28 protein-coding genes are annotated in these 14,604 nt (G+C 43.3%); all 28 read right to left on the bottom strand.

What is annotated here, in order from left to right; all coding sequences use genetic code 11:
• Nucleotides 1–95: 95 nt before the first annotated feature.
• Nucleotides 96–383 (bottom strand): WXG100 family type VII secretion target, encoded by a 288-nt coding sequence (locus Q7O90_RS05260; protein ID WP_287299935.1) that lies wholly within the window; start codon nucleotides 381–383, stop codon nucleotides 96–98.
• A gap of 24 nt (nucleotides 384–407) precedes the next feature.
• On the bottom strand, nucleotides 408–1,868 hold the full coding sequence (locus Q7O90_RS05255; RefSeq protein WP_304128347.1) for a hypothetical protein: 1,461 nt from the start codon (nucleotides 1,866–1,868) through the stop codon (nucleotides 408–410).
• A 261-nt stretch (nucleotides 1,869–2,129) separates the two neighbouring features.
• A complete protein-coding gene (gene rplQ / locus Q7O90_RS05250; RefSeq protein WP_330667053.1) occupies nucleotides 2,130–2,471 on the bottom strand; it encodes a 50S ribosomal protein L17 in 342 nt (113 codons plus the stop codon).
• 19 nt (nucleotides 2,472–2,490) lie between these two features.
• Nucleotides 2,491–3,438, bottom strand: coding sequence for a DNA-directed RNA polymerase subunit alpha (locus Q7O90_RS05245; RefSeq protein WP_094233356.1), 948 nt, complete (start codon nucleotides 3,436–3,438; stop codon nucleotides 2,491–2,493).
• 79 nt (nucleotides 3,439–3,517) lie between these two features.
• Nucleotides 3,518–4,105: a 30S ribosomal protein S4 gene (rpsD, locus tag Q7O90_RS05240; RefSeq protein ID WP_298573371.1), complete on the bottom strand. Its 588-nt coding sequence runs from the start codon at nucleotides 4,103–4,105 to the stop codon at nucleotides 3,518–3,520.
• A gap of 22 nt (nucleotides 4,106–4,127) precedes the next feature.
• Complete coding sequence (gene rpsK, locus Q7O90_RS05235) at nucleotides 4,128–4,523, bottom strand: 30S ribosomal protein S11 (protein ID WP_009644391.1); 396 nt, start codon at nucleotides 4,521–4,523, stop codon at nucleotides 4,128–4,130.
• A 20-nt stretch (nucleotides 4,524–4,543) separates the two neighbouring features.
• The gene (rpsM, locus tag Q7O90_RS05230) at nucleotides 4,544–4,909 is read right to left on the bottom strand and encodes a 30S ribosomal protein S13 (RefSeq protein WP_094233358.1); all 366 of its coding nucleotides are present in this window, start codon (nucleotides 4,907–4,909) and stop codon (nucleotides 4,544–4,546) included.
• Nucleotides 4,910–5,030: 121 nt separating this feature from the next.
• Nucleotides 5,031–5,144, bottom strand: a complete 114-nt coding sequence (rpmJ, locus tag Q7O90_RS05225; protein ID WP_009644389.1) for a 50S ribosomal protein L36 — start codon at nucleotides 5,142–5,144, stop codon at nucleotides 5,031–5,033.
• A gap of 17 nt (nucleotides 5,145–5,161) precedes the next feature.
• On the bottom strand, nucleotides 5,162–5,383 hold the full coding sequence (gene infA / locus Q7O90_RS05220) for a translation initiation factor IF-1 (RefSeq protein ID WP_009644424.1): 222 nt from the start codon (nucleotides 5,381–5,383) through the stop codon (nucleotides 5,162–5,164).
• Nucleotides 5,384–5,396: 13 nt separating this feature from the next.
• Nucleotides 5,397–6,146: a type I methionyl aminopeptidase gene (gene map, locus Q7O90_RS05215; protein WP_106057508.1), complete on the bottom strand. Its 750-nt coding sequence runs from the start codon at nucleotides 6,144–6,146 to the stop codon at nucleotides 5,397–5,399.
• 2 nt (nucleotides 6,147–6,148) lie between these two features.
• Nucleotides 6,149–6,811: an adenylate kinase gene (locus Q7O90_RS05210; protein WP_106057509.1), complete on the bottom strand. Its 663-nt coding sequence runs from the start codon at nucleotides 6,809–6,811 to the stop codon at nucleotides 6,149–6,151.
• Between the two features lie 14 nt (nucleotides 6,812–6,825).
• Nucleotides 6,826–8,106, bottom strand: a complete 1,281-nt coding sequence (gene secY, locus Q7O90_RS05205; RefSeq protein WP_106057510.1) for a preprotein translocase subunit SecY — start codon at nucleotides 8,104–8,106, stop codon at nucleotides 6,826–6,828.
• Between the two features lie 2 nt (nucleotides 8,107–8,108).
• Entirely contained in the window at nucleotides 8,109–8,549 is a 441-nt protein-coding gene (gene rplO, locus Q7O90_RS05200; protein ID WP_273279887.1) for a 50S ribosomal protein L15, read from the bottom strand.
• 13 nt (nucleotides 8,550–8,562) lie between these two features.
• A complete protein-coding gene (gene rpmD, locus Q7O90_RS05195; RefSeq protein WP_094233363.1) occupies nucleotides 8,563–8,745 on the bottom strand; it encodes a 50S ribosomal protein L30 in 183 nt (60 codons plus the stop codon).
• 13 nt (nucleotides 8,746–8,758) lie between these two features.
• Nucleotides 8,759–9,262 carry a 30S ribosomal protein S5 gene (gene rpsE, locus Q7O90_RS05190; RefSeq protein ID WP_094233364.1) on the bottom strand — a complete coding sequence of 168 codons (504 nt, stop codon included), beginning with the start codon at nucleotides 9,260–9,262 and terminating at the stop codon, nucleotides 8,759–8,761.
• A 13-nt stretch (nucleotides 9,263–9,275) separates the two neighbouring features.
• Nucleotides 9,276–9,641 (bottom strand): 50S ribosomal protein L18, encoded by a 366-nt coding sequence (rplR, locus tag Q7O90_RS05185; RefSeq protein ID WP_106057512.1) that lies wholly within the window; start codon nucleotides 9,639–9,641, stop codon nucleotides 9,276–9,278.
• Between the two features lie 19 nt (nucleotides 9,642–9,660).
• The gene (gene rplF / locus Q7O90_RS05180) at nucleotides 9,661–10,206 is read right to left on the bottom strand and encodes a 50S ribosomal protein L6 (RefSeq protein WP_106057513.1); all 546 of its coding nucleotides are present in this window, start codon (nucleotides 10,204–10,206) and stop codon (nucleotides 9,661–9,663) included.
• 12 nt (nucleotides 10,207–10,218) lie between these two features.
• The gene (gene rpsH, locus Q7O90_RS05175) at nucleotides 10,219–10,617 is read right to left on the bottom strand and encodes a 30S ribosomal protein S8 (protein WP_106057514.1); all 399 of its coding nucleotides are present in this window, start codon (nucleotides 10,615–10,617) and stop codon (nucleotides 10,219–10,221) included.
• 68 nt (nucleotides 10,618–10,685) lie between these two features.
• Nucleotides 10,686–10,871, bottom strand: coding sequence for a type Z 30S ribosomal protein S14 (locus Q7O90_RS05170; protein WP_094233368.1), 186 nt, complete (start codon nucleotides 10,869–10,871; stop codon nucleotides 10,686–10,688).
• 14 nt (nucleotides 10,872–10,885) lie between these two features.
• Complete coding sequence (rplE, locus tag Q7O90_RS05165) at nucleotides 10,886–11,428, bottom strand: 50S ribosomal protein L5 (RefSeq protein WP_094233369.1); 543 nt, start codon at nucleotides 11,426–11,428, stop codon at nucleotides 10,886–10,888.
• 16 nt (nucleotides 11,429–11,444) lie between these two features.
• The gene (gene rplX / locus Q7O90_RS05160; protein WP_273136849.1) at nucleotides 11,445–11,750 is read right to left on the bottom strand and encodes a 50S ribosomal protein L24; all 306 of its coding nucleotides are present in this window, start codon (nucleotides 11,748–11,750) and stop codon (nucleotides 11,445–11,447) included.
• 11 nt (nucleotides 11,751–11,761) lie between these two features.
• Nucleotides 11,762–12,136, bottom strand: a complete 375-nt coding sequence (gene rplN / locus Q7O90_RS05155) for a 50S ribosomal protein L14 (protein WP_009644425.1) — start codon at nucleotides 12,134–12,136, stop codon at nucleotides 11,762–11,764.
• A gap of 14 nt (nucleotides 12,137–12,150) precedes the next feature.
• On the bottom strand, nucleotides 12,151–12,405 hold the full coding sequence (gene rpsQ / locus Q7O90_RS05150; RefSeq protein WP_106057516.1) for a 30S ribosomal protein S17: 255 nt from the start codon (nucleotides 12,403–12,405) through the stop codon (nucleotides 12,151–12,153).
• Nucleotides 12,406–12,422: 17 nt separating this feature from the next.
• On the bottom strand, nucleotides 12,423–12,620 hold the full coding sequence (gene rpmC / locus Q7O90_RS05145) for a 50S ribosomal protein L29 (RefSeq protein ID WP_094233373.1): 198 nt from the start codon (nucleotides 12,618–12,620) through the stop codon (nucleotides 12,423–12,425).
• Complete coding sequence (gene rplP, locus Q7O90_RS05140) at nucleotides 12,620–13,051, bottom strand: 50S ribosomal protein L16 (RefSeq protein WP_094233374.1); 432 nt, start codon at nucleotides 13,049–13,051, stop codon at nucleotides 12,620–12,622. Before rplP ends, rpmC begins: the two co-directional genes overlap by 1 nt.
• 22 nt (nucleotides 13,052–13,073) lie before the next feature.
• Nucleotides 13,074–13,937, bottom strand: a complete 864-nt coding sequence (gene rpsC / locus Q7O90_RS05135; protein WP_106057517.1) for a 30S ribosomal protein S3 — start codon at nucleotides 13,935–13,937, stop codon at nucleotides 13,074–13,076.
• Nucleotides 13,921–14,310, bottom strand: coding sequence for a 50S ribosomal protein L22 (gene rplV / locus Q7O90_RS05130; protein WP_273136872.1), 390 nt, complete (start codon nucleotides 14,308–14,310; stop codon nucleotides 13,921–13,923). The genes rpsC and rplV overlap by 17 nt, the downstream gene beginning before the upstream one ends.
• Before the next feature lie 17 nt (nucleotides 14,311–14,327).
• Entirely contained in the window at nucleotides 14,328–14,597 is a 270-nt protein-coding gene (rpsS, locus tag Q7O90_RS05125) for a 30S ribosomal protein S19 (RefSeq protein ID WP_094233377.1), read from the bottom strand.
• Between the last annotated feature and the right edge of the window lie 7 nt (nucleotides 14,598–14,604).

The raw sequence follows: 14,604 nt of genomic DNA, 5'->3' as shown, positions 1-14,604 counted from the left end.
TATTCCTTCCTTTTAATTCTAATTAGCGGTTATATTAACCCCCTAAACATCAAAAAAATCCTTCGGCACCATAAGATGCCGAAGGACAACAATGCTTATATGAACTGTCCTGCGATGTTTGCGTCAAGTTCCTGTGCAGCAGCTAGAGACTGATCAATCTGTCTAGCGATTGTCTCAACTAGCGCTCTAGTCTCATCTAGTCCTGGCTTTAGTCCGGCAAACTGCTCGACATATGCGTTAGCAGCTGCACCCTCCCAGCTATCAGGCAGAGCGTTAATAACGTTCTGCATCTGTGTGATTAGCCCTTCGAGCTCATTACCCTGTGATCTGAGAGTTGAAGATGCCTGTGATAGGCCTTCTGCATTTAGTCTAATCTGTGTCATGTCTTCCTCCTTAGTGACTTTGCTTTACTTCTTTTCAACCAGCATTGTTGGCTGTATTAAAAACTTTATAACATCACTGCTTACTCTGCCTTCAACCTTAGCATTGGACAGAATTTCGCTAAATGCCTTGAGTCTTGTTTTTGTATCAAGGCTGTTTGCTTCAGCAGTTCTATTGAATGCATTTACCGATGCATCAAGCGCTGCATGGTTCTTAGCATTCGTTTCATTCATTACCTTTACAGTATCCATTGTGAATTTGCTATTTTCTGAATATGCCGCAGTTAGCTTGGAAACATTCTCATTCTGAACCTTGTTAAGCTGCTCTGTTGTGCTATTTAGAATCTGCAAGAAGTCATCCATTCTATACTTTATTGCCTTTTCGTATGTTGCTCCAGATGAGCTTACTCCAGCATTACTATTCCTTGTCATAGTTTCAGGACTGAGCTTTGAGGACAGGTCACCCATTGTTCCTTGATAGTTTCTAACGGCGTTTACTAAATCAGTTTTATGATTTGCTATATTGGATGACGATGGAGCAGAATCCGTAACTATTCTCTCTGCATCATCGACCTTTGTTCTAGCCGCGTCTAAATCAGCACGGTTTGCTCCTGTAGCAAGATATTTATCTACTTCCTCTTTGTACTTTGCTACTGCTTCTTTATACCTATTTACATTGTTAATGTAATTTACAGCAGTATCGATATCAAGCTCTACTAGATTGAGTTTCTCATATATAGCATTAGACAGTGTTGGCGATAATAGTTCACCACGTATTGTATCGTAATTTTTAGCATATGCCTCTTTATATAATGCGTTTAAATCTGCAGCATATGCCTTTCCGTTTTCAGCGAGTCTGCGTGTGTCCTGATTATTGTATTTAACATTCTGCTCAGGCATGTTAGGCATTTTGAAATCTGCATTGTAATTTCCAGATGCGAGCTTTCTCGCAGCTGCTAGGTTGCTACCATCATTATTAAAGATAGCACTTACGTTGTACTGTCCTAGTTCCACCTCATCAAGTATCGCGTTAACGTATGCGTATGCAAGCTTATCGTTGAATTTCTTGTATGTCTCAAAGACACGATCTTGTGTTCCATCATGAGATGCTTTGTTCAGCTTGTTACTGATCTTATACTCTAGCTTTATTGGCTGTGGGTTCTTGTAGTTAATATTTAGAATATTAGCCGACAAGTCAGATGGAAAGAAAATAGCGCCAGCATATGTTCCCTTCTTGATACCTTCCTCTGCAGAGGCACTGGAAACAACTTTGTACTTTTTCTTATCAAGCGTTTTGATAAATTCCTCTGAGTAGTTAACAGTCTTACCCGAGCTCTCAACACCTATATCCTGATTGACAATAGCAATAGTACTCGATGACGAACTCTTCTCTGTGCTCGAACTTCCTCCTTTTGAACATCCTGTTACTAGTAACGAGGTAACAAGAATGAAAGCAAGTAGTAATGATGTGATTGTACGTTTTTTCAATTTTACCCTACCTATTCTGGATTTTACAATTCTGATTAACACTATTGCATAGTGTAAAATCAGTTTTATGTAAATTCCAACACATAAACACCATAAATTTCTTATAATTGTATTATCTCATTATATTTACTTATGTGTCAATACCTGTGCAAAAATAGTGATTTTTCATCCTAATATAGTGATTTTCTTGTAATTAAACATAAAAAGAGTCCTCCTCTCGGAGAACCCTTTATTATAATTATATCGATTAGACAACTGCTCTTATACGAGCTCGAGATATACGACCTCCGCATTATCTCCCTGTCTAGGTCCTAGCTTAAGAACTCTTGTGTATCCGCCATTACGCTCAGCGTACTCTGGTGCGATCTCATCAAAGAGCTTTGTAACTACATCTTCGTCGAAAACGTATGCGAGAACCTGTCTTCTTGCATGAAGATCTCCACGTTTAGCTAGAGTAACTAGCTTCTCAGCCTCACGACCTGCTTCCTTCGCTCTATCTAGAGTGGTAGTAATTCTACCTTCTCTGAATAGATCGGTTACGAGGTTTCTTAGCATGGATTTTCTGTGTGCAGAATTTCTGCCCAGCTTCTTGTAACCATTCATCAGTCTCTACTCCTTTCAGTTAGTTTTCGTCATTAGGCTTAAGGCTCAATCCGAGCTCTGTAAGCTTATTCTTTACTTCTACAAGCGACTTCATTCCGAGGTTTCTAACCTTCATCATGTCTTCTTCAGTGCGCTGAGTTAGCTCCTGAACTGTGTTGATTGAAGCTCTCTTGAGGCAGTTGAATGAACGAACTGAGAGCTCTAGCTCTTCAATTGTCATCTCAAGCGCCTTCTCCTTGCGAGCTTCGCTCTTCTCAACCATGAAGTCCATCTCGTTCACCTCAGAGCCTAGTCCAATGAATAGGTTGAGGTGCTCTAGCATGATCTTTGCACCGATGGAAACACCCTCTTCTGGAGTGATTGAACCATCTGTCCAAAGCTCAAGCGTTAGCTTATCGTAATCAGTCACCTGCCCAACTCTTGTATTCTCAACTGTGAAGTTAACCTTCTTAACAGGTGTGAATATTGAGTCTACTGGAATAACTGCTATAGGAGTTGAATCTGTCTTATTCTGCTCTGCAGGTACATATCCTCTTCCCGAAGCGATATTCATCTCCATTACCAAAGTTGCATTCTCTGCAAGAGTTGCAATGTGTAAATCTGGATTGAAAATCTCCGTATCGGAATCAACGATGATATCCGCTGCTGTTACCTCTCTAGCACCAACAGCATTGATAATCGCTCTCTTCTCTTCGTCGCCATTTATTCTTACAGCGAGTCTCTTGAGGTTCAAGATAATCTCTGTAACATCTTCCTTGACACCTGGAATAGTTGAGAACTCATGGAGTACACCGTCAATCTTGACAGAAGTGATAGCTGCTCCTGGTAAAGAGCTGAGAAGAATTCTTCTCATGCAGTTTCCGAGCGTTGTACCGTATCCTCTCTCGAGAGGTTCTACAACGAACTTTCCGTACTGTCCATTTTCATCGATTTCCTTAGTAATTGTTGGCTTTACTATCTCAATCATTTTGTTCCTCCCATAAATCTACTGATCTGACGATTATTAATTAGTGCAATATATGCAAACGTATTAATTAATCGAGCGACTATCTTGAGTAGAACTCAACGATGCTGTGCTCTGCGATCGGTAGATCAATGTCTTCACGGCTTGGTGCTGTAACGATTTTACCCTCAAGCTTGTTAAGATCGATGCTGATCCACTGTGGAGTTGTAATAACCATATCCTTAAGCTCCTTGAACTTAGGAGATGACTGAGACTTTTCCTTTACAGTGATTACGTCTCCAGCCTTGAGTTCCATTGAAGGGATGTTAGCCTTCTTGCCATTAACTAGGAAGTGTCCGTGGTTAACGAGCTGTCTAGCCTCTCTTCTTGTAGCTGCAAAACCCATTCTGAATACAACGTTGTCGAATCTGCTCTCGAGCATTACGAGAAGGTTTGTACCAACCTGTCCAGGTCTCTTTTCAGCCTTAGCATATAGATTTCTGAACTGTTTCTCCTGAAGTCCGTATACGAACTTAACCTTCTGCTTCTCGTTGAGCTGAAGACCGTACTCGCTCTTCTTTCTTCTGCTCTGCTGAGCCTGTCTCTTAGATTTCTTATTTATACCCATGTACTGTGGCTCAATGCCTAGTGCCTTAGCTCTCTTCAGTACTGGTTCTCTATTTCTAGCCATGTATTGTTACTCCTCCTTCCGCTTAGACTCTTCTCTTCTTAGGTGGCCTGCATCCATTGTGAGGAATTGGCGTAATGTCCTTAATCATTGTTACATTGAGTCCAGCAGTCTGAAGTGCTCTGATAGCAGCTTCTCTACCGGAACCAGGACCCTTTACGTATACCTCTACTGTCTTTAGACCATGCTCCATAGCTGCCTTTGCTGCAACCTCAGCAGCGCTCTGTGCAGCAAAAGGTGTCGACTTTCTCGAACCTCTGAAGCCATTTGAGCCAGCGCTTGACCATGATAGTGCGTTTCCGTCCATATCTGTTAGAGTAACTAGTGTGTTGTTAAATGTGGACTGGATGTGAGCCTGGCCTCTTTCAACGTTTTTACGTTCTCTTTTCTTCTTTCTAACTGTTTTCTTAACAGCTGCCATATTTCTCTACCTCCTTGTCCTTATTTCTTCTTGCCAGCAAGACGCTTAGGACCCTTACGAGTTCTTGCGTTTGTCTTGGTCTTCTGGCCTCTAACTGGGAGACCTCTTCTGTGTCTAATTCCTCTGTAGCTTCCGATCTCCATCAGTCTCTTGATGTTGAGGGAAACTTCTCTTCTTAGATCACCTTCTACGATATGCTCAGTCTCAATGACCTTTCTAATCTTTCCGGCATCTTCTTCTGTAAGATCTCTTACTCTGATGTCACCATCCACTCCTGCTTTCGCTAGGATGTCCTTGGATGTTACTAGACCGATTCCATAGATATAAGTAAGACCGATTTCGATTCTCTTATCTCTAGGTAGGTCAACTCCGGCAATTCTTGCCATTTCTTCCTCCTTTCCTATCTTCCGTCACCAACCCGGGGGTGATATAGACAGGGGTTACATTTAATAAAGCTGTACTGAGTTCCCGGCAAAACAGCACGTCATAATATTATAACCTATTTTACTAGCCTTGTCTCTGCTTATGCTTAGGATTTTCACAGATTACCATGACTTTTCCATGTCTCTTGATTACCTTGCACTTTTCGCAAATTGGCTTTACTGAAGCTCTAACTTTCATATTAGCTCCTCCTTTAATTAGTTCTTATCACGCCACGTGATCCTCCCACGTGTTAAATCATAAGGTGATAATTCTACCTTTACTTTGTCACCCGGCAGAATTCTGATGTAGTTCATCCTAATCTTGCCGGAAATGTGGGCGAGGACTTCGAAGCCGTTCTCTAGCTTAACCTTGAACATTGCGTTTGGCTGTGCGTCGATGACCGTGCCCATTACTTCTATCGAATTCTTTTTCGACATAAATTCAGTCTCCTTATATCAACGTGAGCAGCTCAGGCTCTCCGTCTGTGATTACTACGGTATTCTCATAGTGAGCTGCCAGCAGTCCATCGTCAGTAACGACCGTCCAGTCATTACCGAGAACTCTGGTTCCGTAGGAACCTTGTGTAATCATCGGCTCAATTGCCAGAACCATTCCCTCTTTGAGGTGTGGCCCAGTGTGAGCATCCCCATAATTAGGAACTTGCGGGTCTTCGTGAAGATCACGTCCAATCCCGTGTCCTAAATACTCTCTAATGACACCGAATCCATTGGACTCAGCATATTCCTGAACAGCGTGTCCTATGTCATGCAGTCTATATCCTACCATCGCATATTTAACGCCTTCAAAAAAGCTTTGCTTCGTTACGTCAATCAGTTTACGAGCCTCGTCACTGATTTCGCCTACAGCATATGTTCTAGCTGCATCGCTACAATAGCCCTTGTATGTTGAACCTGTATCAACGCTTACAATATCGCCTTCCTTGAGCACTCTGTCTCTAGAAGGGATTCCATGTACTACCTCATCATTAACAGATACGCAAGCCGCAGCAGGAAATCCGCCATATCCTTTGAAGGTTGGCTTCATCTTGTAGTGAAGTATTCTCTCCTCTACAAAATTATCGATTGCATGTGTTGTCATGCCAGGTTTGATGAATCCCTCGATATCTCGAAGGATCTCACCTGTAACCTTGGCAGCTTCACGCATGATGTCAATTTCTCTTTTCGACTTAATTATTATCATGACTATTTCGCCTCAATTGCCTTTACGACATCTTCGAAAACCTCGTTATGAGTTTTCTCTCCGTCGAAGTTGGCGAGCACGTTCTGCTTCTCATAGTATCCAATGAGAGGAGCAGTCTCGCTCTCGTACACATTAATTCTGTTTTCTACAGTTTCGCGATTATCGTCCTTGCGCTGGAATAATTCTCCACCGCACACATCGCATATTCCTTCCTTCTTAGGCGGAACATTCACTACATGGAAGCTTGCACCGCAGGATTTGCATACTCGTCTTCCTGCAATACGCTCTATGAGAACGTCCTTTCTAACTTTGAAGTTAAGAACTATATCTAGCTTTTGACCGTTTTCAGATAGGAATTTATCCAGCTGCTCGGCCTGGAAGATAGTTCTTGGGAAGCCATCTAGGAGAAATCCCTCCTTACAGTCGTCTTTCTGAAGTCTGTCTGTAACCAAATTAACTACTAGCTCATCCGGTACCAGCTTGCCCTCGTCCATGTATCCCTTTGCCTTTTTACCAAGCTCTGTTCCTTCCTTGATGTTAGCGCGGAATATATCTCCTGTTGAGATATGTGGAACATTGTATTTTTCTATTACCTTAGCCGCCTGCGTGCCTTTACCAGCTCCAGGAGGGCCAAGTAAAACAGCTCGTAGCATGTTATGTGCCATCCTTTCCTAAACGATTATTTAAGAAATCCTTGATAATTTCTATTGAGCATTTGATTCTCAATCTGTTGCACTGTATCTAGCGCTACGCCTACTGCGATTAGAAGTGATGTTCCACCGAACGAAAGCTGTAACGGTGTAAATTCACTGACTACAGTTGGAATAGTAGCTACACCTGCCAAAAATATTCCTCCTACAAGGCATAGTCTTGACATAATTCTAGATAAGTACTCCTCAGTTGCTGCACCAGGTCTAATTCCCGGAACGAAACCGCCACTCTGTCTCATATTGTCTGCAACTTCTTCTGGCTTAAATGTGATAGCCGTATAGAAGTATGTGAAGAACAGTGTAAGCGTGATATTTAGTATTGCGTAAACCCAGATCCCTGGATTCCCTGATGGAGATAGGTACTTCGACATCCACTGAGCAAATGAAGACTGTGGAACGAAGTAAGTTATCGTCAATGGAAACTGAAGTAATGATAGCGAGAAGATAATAGGAATTACTCCTGCCTGGTTAACCTTAATTGGAATATGGGTTGACTGGCCGCCATACATCTTTCTTCCGACCATACGCTTTGCGTACTGTACTGGAATTTTTCTTGTTCCCTGCTGCATCAGTATGATTACGACAGTGATTAAAACTGCCACAACTATTAATGCAATAACAGCAACTACACTTAGTGCTCCTTCTTTCACCTGCGTGTGAATTCCTCTAACTGCTGTTGGAATTCTTGCGATAATGCCGCCGAAAATGATCAGCGAGATGCCGTTTCCGACACCATATTCGTTAATCTGTTCTCCTAGCCACATTAGGAACGCGGTTCCTGCTGTTAGGACTGTTATGATTACTATCATCGAAAAGGCATTCTGGTTGACAATTGCTCTTCTAAAAAGACCAATCGTCAAACCTGTTGCCTGAATCAATCCTAACACTACGGTTAAATATCTCGTAATCGTCGCCATTTTCTTACGACCTTCGTTGCCTTCCTTCGAAAGTCTTTCGAAGTATGGAAAAGCTATTGTAAGAAGCTGTACGATAATCGAAGCGGTTACATACGGAGTGATACTCAAAGCAAATATTGTGAAATTGCTGAATGCTCCTCCGGAAAATAAATCAAACAAGTCGAGAAGCCCTGTTTGACCCTGGAACATCTGAGCAAGATAATCTCTATTGATTCCTGGAACTGGTATATTTGATCCAATTCTAAAAACAAGCATTATCATGAGTGTAAAAAGAATTTTCGAACGAATTTCCTTTACATGCCATGCATTAGAGAGTGTCTTGAGAAGTTCCATGATTAGATAACCTCTGCCTTTCCGCCTGCCTTTTCAATCTTTTCAGCAGCGCTCTTGCTGAATTTCTCAGCCTTTACAGTTAGCTTCTTCTCTAGTTCGCCGTTTCCTAGAACCTTAACTCCATCCTTTACCTGCTTAACAAGCCCGGACTGAAGCATTAGGTCGAAGTCTACGACTGTTCCATCTTCAAATCTATTTAGATCTGCAATATTAACTTCTGCATATTCCTTAGCGAAACGATTTGTAAATCCTCTCTTAGGAATTCTTCTGTATAGTGGCATCTGGCCACCCTCGAAGCCTAGACGAACACCGCCACCGCTTCTGGAGTTCTGACCATTCATACCTCTGCCGCCAGTAGTTCCGAGACCAGTACCCTGACCGCGACCTCTTCTCTTGCGAGCTTTGGTTGCACCCTCAGCTGCCTTTAATTCGTGAAGTCTCATTGTCCTGCACCTCCTATAGCTCTTCTACATCTAGAAGATGAGAAACCTTAGCAATTGCGCCGCGTGTTGCGGACGAATCAGCTAGCTCAACCGAATGATGTAGCTTCTTGAGGCCAAGAGCTTCTACTGTCTTCTTCTGCTTAGGAGTTGCGCCAATAACACTCTTAACTAAAGTAATCTTTAATGCCTTTGCCATTTGCGTCTTCCTCCTATCCTAAAATTTCTTCAGGTGTCTTACCACGACGCTTAGCAACTTCCTCTACAGTTGTGAGACTTCTCAGTCCCTCTAGAGTTGCAAGTGCCATGTTTCCTGTGTTACTCGAACCAAGCGACTTAGCTCTAACATCCTTGAGTCCACAAGCTTCTAGTACTGTACGTACAGATGAACCTGCGATAACTCCAGTACCTTCTGCTGAAGGCATGATTAAAACTTTGCCTGCTCCGAAAATTCCTACAGTCTGGTGAGGAACGGTTGTTCCTACCATAGGTACGAATATTAGTTTCTTCTTAGCATCTTCAGTTGCTTTTCTTACAGCTTCAGGAATCTCCTGAGCCTTTCCAAGGCCAATACCTACGTGGCCTGCGCCATCTCCAACTACGAGAGTAACGGAGAACTTCATGTTCTTTCCGCCCTTTACAGTCTTCGAAACACGTCTGATGTTAACGATGGTTTCAGTAAGTTCAAGCTTAGATGCATCTATTCTCGTGCGCATTCTGTATCCTCCCTTAGAATTCTAATCCTGCTTCACGTGCACCATCAGCGAGTTCCTTAACTCTGCCATGATAAAGGTATCCGCCTCTATCGAAGCAAACCTCTTTGATGCCCTTAGCTACAGCCTTTTCGCCTACCGCTTTGCCTACCTGCTTAGCTGCGTCTTTATTTCCACCGTTTGCAATACTTGCCTTAAGTTCCTTATCGAGAGACGATGCGGATACAAGAGTTGTTCCGTTAACGTCATCGATGACCTGAGCTGAAATATTGCTGTTCGATCTAAATACGCACAGTCTTGGCTTCTCGGGAGTTCCAAAAACGTCTTTTCTGACTCTGGCATGTCTCTTGAGTCTTCTGTCATTTCTGCTTGCTTTTGCCATTTCTCAAATCCTCCCTTCTCTATGCGGAAGCTCCGCTCTTTCCTTCCTTCTTGTGCACAACTTCTCCATCGTAGATGATACCCTTGCCCTTATATGGCTCAGGCTTTCTCCAAGCTCTGATATTAGCAGCATAGTTTCCTACCTCTGCCTTGTCGCAACCCTTAACGATGATTGTTGTAGCATCAGGAGTCTCTGTTGTGATTCCTGCTGGGTCCTTCATCTCTACAGGGTGCGAGAAACCTAGCTTCATAACGAGTGTGTCTCCCTGCTTTGCAACAGTATATCCAACACCGTTAACTGTCATCTTTACTTCATAACCCTTTGAAACACCCTCTACCATATTGTGGATAAGTGTTCTCCCGAGTCCGTGCTGAGACTTATCCTGCTTTGAGTCGGATGGTCTCTTAACTGTTAGAACGTTTTCTTCAATCTCAACAGTTAGGTTTTCAGCGATTGGCTGGCACAGCTCGCCCTTAGGGCCTTTTACCTTAATTACATTATTATCCTCAACCGTTACTTCTACGCCGGCAGGGATTGTAATTGGTCTAACGCCTATTCTTGACATATTTTATACCTCCTACCAAACGTAACAAATAACTTCTCCGCCAACTCCGAGCTTACGAGCTTCTTTGTCGCTTATAACACCCTTAGATGTTGAAACGATAGCGATTCCTAGACCGCCAAGCACCTTGGGTACCTGATCAGCCTTAGCATAAACTCTGAGACCTGGCTTCGAGATTTTCTTGATCCCGTAGATTGTCTTTTCCTTATTTGGGCCGTACTTTAGCTCTACAGTGATAGTTCCCTGTGCGTTGTCCTGAGCTACTGAAAAGTCCTTGATGAATCCCTCGTTCTTAAGGATTTCTGCGATAGACTTCTTCATCTTGGACGCTGGGATTTCTACCTTAGCGTGTCCGGCTGTGTTGGCATTTCTAATTCTAGTTAGCATATCTGCTATTGGATCTGTCATTGCCATTACAGTTTTTCTCCTTTCTCCACGTGGTTCCTGCGCGCTTCATGCGTGACAGGCCTGCGCAAAATAACCTACCAGCTTGCTTTTCTTACACCTGGGATTTCACCCTTGTAAGCAAGCTCTCTGAAGCAGATACGGCATATGCCATACTTCTTCAGAACCGAATGTGGTCTTCCACAAATCTTGCATCTTGTATAAGCCCTTGTTGAATACTTAGGCTTTCTGGTCTGCTTAACTTTCAGCGAAGTCTTAGCCATGTTCCCCTCCTAAATTACTTCTCAAAAGGCATTCCGAGGAGCTCAAGTAATGCCTGTGCTTCCTCATCTGTCTTAGCTGTTGTAGTGAATACAATGTTCATTCCCTTGATGGTCTCTACATCATCGTAAACGATTTCTGGGAAGATGAGCTGCTCTCTAATTCCCATGGAGTAGTTACCTCTTCCATCGAATGAATTCTTGCTTACACCCTTAAAGTCTCTAACTCTAGGAAGAGAAAGATTGAAGAACTTATCTGCAAATGCATACATTCTGTCACCTCTTAGAGTAACCTTAGCTCCTACAGGCATTCCCTGTCTAACCTTGAAGTTAGCGATGGACTTTCTAGCCTTTGTAACAACAGGTCTCTGTCCGGAGATGAGTGAAAGTTCCTTTACAGCGCTCTCGAGGATCTTTGAATTATCCTTAGCTTCGCCAAGACCCATGTTGATTGTGATCTTCTCCAGCTTTGGCACTTCCATTGCGTTGGAGTAGTTGAACTTTTCCTTAAGTGCTGCAAAAACACTCTCGTCATACTTTGTTCTTAGTCTATTTGCCACTGTCTCTCCTCCTTTCCTAGTCTACTACGGCGTTGGTCTTCTTTGAGTATCTAACCTTCTTGCCGTTCTCAATCTTAGTTCCAAGTCTTACACCCTGCTTGCTCTCCTTTTCGTAGAACATAACATTTGATGCATCGATAGGACCTTCTACGTGCTTAATCTCGGATGCGGATGTTCTTGTAGCCTTTGCGTGCTTAGTCTGCACGTTAACACCCTCAACAACAACCTTGTTAGCCTTAGGAATAGCTCTAAGAACCGTTCCTACCTTGCCCTTATCCTTGCCCGAGATAACTACTACTGTATCGCCTTTTCTAATCTGCATTTGTACACCCCCTATAATACTTCCGGTGCCAAAGACACAATCTTCATAAAGCCGTTATCTCTAAGTTCCCTAGCAACAGGTCCGAAGATACGTGTTCCTACAGGGTTCTTATCGCTTCTGTCTTTGATAATTACAGCAGCATTCTGGTCGAATTTTACGTAGCTACCGTCATCTCTTCTAGCGCCACTCTTCGATCTAACAACTACTGCCTTTACAACGTCACCTTTCTTAACAACTCCACCTGGAGCAGCATCCTTAACGGAGCAAACGATGATGTCTCCAATATTCGCATACTTGCGGCCTGTACCACCGAGGATACGAATGCAAAGGAGCTCCTTCGCTCCGGAATTGTCGGCAACTCTCAATCTTGTTTCTGTCTGTATCATGATTTGTCGCCTCCCTATTTAGCTTTCTCAACGATCTCGACAAGTCTCCATCTCTTATCCTTTGAAAGAGGCTTTGTCTCCATAATCTTTACTCTATCGCCGATGCCACACTCATTGTTCTCGTCGTGAACCTTGAACTTCTTAGTTCTCTTAACAGCCTTACCGTAAAGAGAATGTCTTACTGAATCCTTTGTAGCAACAACAATTGTCTTATCCATCTTGTCGCTTACAACTACTCCAGTTCTGGTCTTTCTGCTATTTCTTTCCATTGTACATCCTCCTTCCTTTAAGCTTCAGGCTTTTCCATTTCCCTGATTATGGTCTTAACTCTGGCAATATCTCTTCTGATTTCTCTCATCTTCACAGGGTTGTCGAGCTGTCCGGTAACGTGCTGGAATCTCAGATTGAATAGCTCCTGCTTCATTCTTGCGAGCTCGGCGGTTCTCTCCTGATCAGTCATTTTTCTTATTGTATTCAGATCCATTATTCGTCACCACCCTTTGCTTCCTGGTTCTTGACAACGAACTTACACCTTACAGGTAGCTTGTGAGAAGCAAGTCTCAAAGCCTCCTTAGCCTGTGCTTCAGTTACGCCCTCAAGCTCGAACATTACTCTGCCCGGCTTAACTACTGCCACCCAATACTCAGGTGAACCTTTTCCGGAACCCATTCTTACTTCTGCTGGTTTCTTTGTGATTGGCTTGTGTGGGAAGATTTTGATGTAAACCTTTCCGCCTCTCTTGATGGATCTTGTCATCGCGATTCTGGCAGCCTCGATCTGCTTTGAGTCAATCCATGCTGGCTCTTCAGCAACTAGACCGAACTGACCATATGTAACGGTGTTACCCTTTGTTGCAACACCCTTCATTCTGCCTCTGTGGACTCTTCTGCGTTTAACGCGCTTTGGCATTAACATGGCAAGTCTCTCCTTTCTATGATTATTCTTCTGTTCCCTGTGCAGTTTCAACTACTTCAGGAGCAGGAGCCGCCTCAGTTACCTTTGGAGCCTTTCTAACTCTTGTAGTTGCTGGCTTAACCTCTGGTCTGCTTTCGCGGTTATCATTTCTTCTGTTTCCGAAGCTTCTCTTCTTATCTCTCTTATCGTTTCTTCTCTGCTTACGATCTCTTCTATCGTTTCTGGACTGCTCTGGAATAGCCTCCTTGAGACCCTTATCTAGAATCTCGCCGTGGTTAACCCAAACCTTAACACCAATCTTTCCGTAAGTAGTGTCTGCCTCTGCAAATCCATAATCGATATCAGCTCTGAGAGTGTGTAGAGGAACATTTCCTTCGCTGTACTTCTCGCTTCTAGCGATCTCGGCACCACCAAGTCTTCCGGAAACAAGAACCTTGATACCCTTAGCTCCAGACTTCATAGTTCTCTGGATTGCGGACTTCATAGCTCTTCTGAAAGAAACTCTTCTCTCGAGTGCCTGTGCAATGCTCTCAGCTGTTAGCTGTGCATCAAGCTCAGCTCTTCTAACCTCTTCGATGGAAATATCTACAGTCTTACCTGTTAGCTTAACGAGGTTCTTCTTTAGCTCGTCAATTCCATCTCCAGATCTTCCGATTACCATTCCTGGTCTAGCTGTTGCGATGATTACCTTTACCTTGTCAGCTGCAGGTCTCTCAATTACGACACTTGCAACGCCGGCAGCGTAAAGCTTCTTCTTAACGTAGTTTCTAACCTTATTGTCTTCAACTAGGAAATCAGCGAAGTTGCTCTTGTCAGCAAACCACTTTGAGTTCCAATTCTTGTTGACTCCAACTCTGAATCCATGTGGATTAACCTTCTGACCCATCTGGCTGACCTCCTTCTACTGTTTCTACTGTCTTAACAGCTTCTCTCTCCTTGAGAGTTACACCAATGTGGCTTGTTCTCTTTAGGATCATGGATGCTCTACCCTGAGCTCCTGCTCTGAATCTCTTCATTGTAGGGCCCTGGTTTGCATAAACCTCTGCGACATATAGCTCATCGCGGTTCATGTCAAAGTTGTTTTCAGCATTTGCTGCTGCGGACTGAACAACCTTCTCTACAAGCTCTGCACCCTTTCCAGGTGTGAACTTGAGGATTGTTAATGCCTCGTTCAAATCTTTTCCTCTTACTAGGTCAGTAACAGGCTTTAGTTTGCTAGGAGACATTCTTACATATTTAGCAATTGCTTTTGCTTCCATATCAGCTTCTCCTTTCTTTATTTCGCCTTGTCACCAGCGTGACCCTTGTAAGTTCTAGTTGGAGCGAACTCTCCAAGTCTGTGACCTACCATATCTTCTGTGATGTATACAGGAACATGCTTACGACCGTCGTGAACAGCGATCGTATGTCCAACCATCTGAGGAAAAATCGTCGATGGTCTCGACCATGTCTTGATTACACTTTTTTCATTAGACTCGTTCATCGCTTCGATTCTCTTGATGAGTTTCTTTTCGACGAAAGGGCCCTTTTTAAGCGATCTTCCCATTATATGC

The sequence above is a fragment of the Mogibacterium diversum genome (assembly GCF_938028775.1).
GTDB classification, from domain to species: domain Bacteria; phylum Bacillota; class Clostridia; order Peptostreptococcales; family Anaerovoracaceae; genus Mogibacterium; species Mogibacterium diversum_A.
The sequence above is the reverse complement of the archived record's forward strand: the minus strand, read 5'-3'. Positions and strand labels throughout refer to the sequence as shown.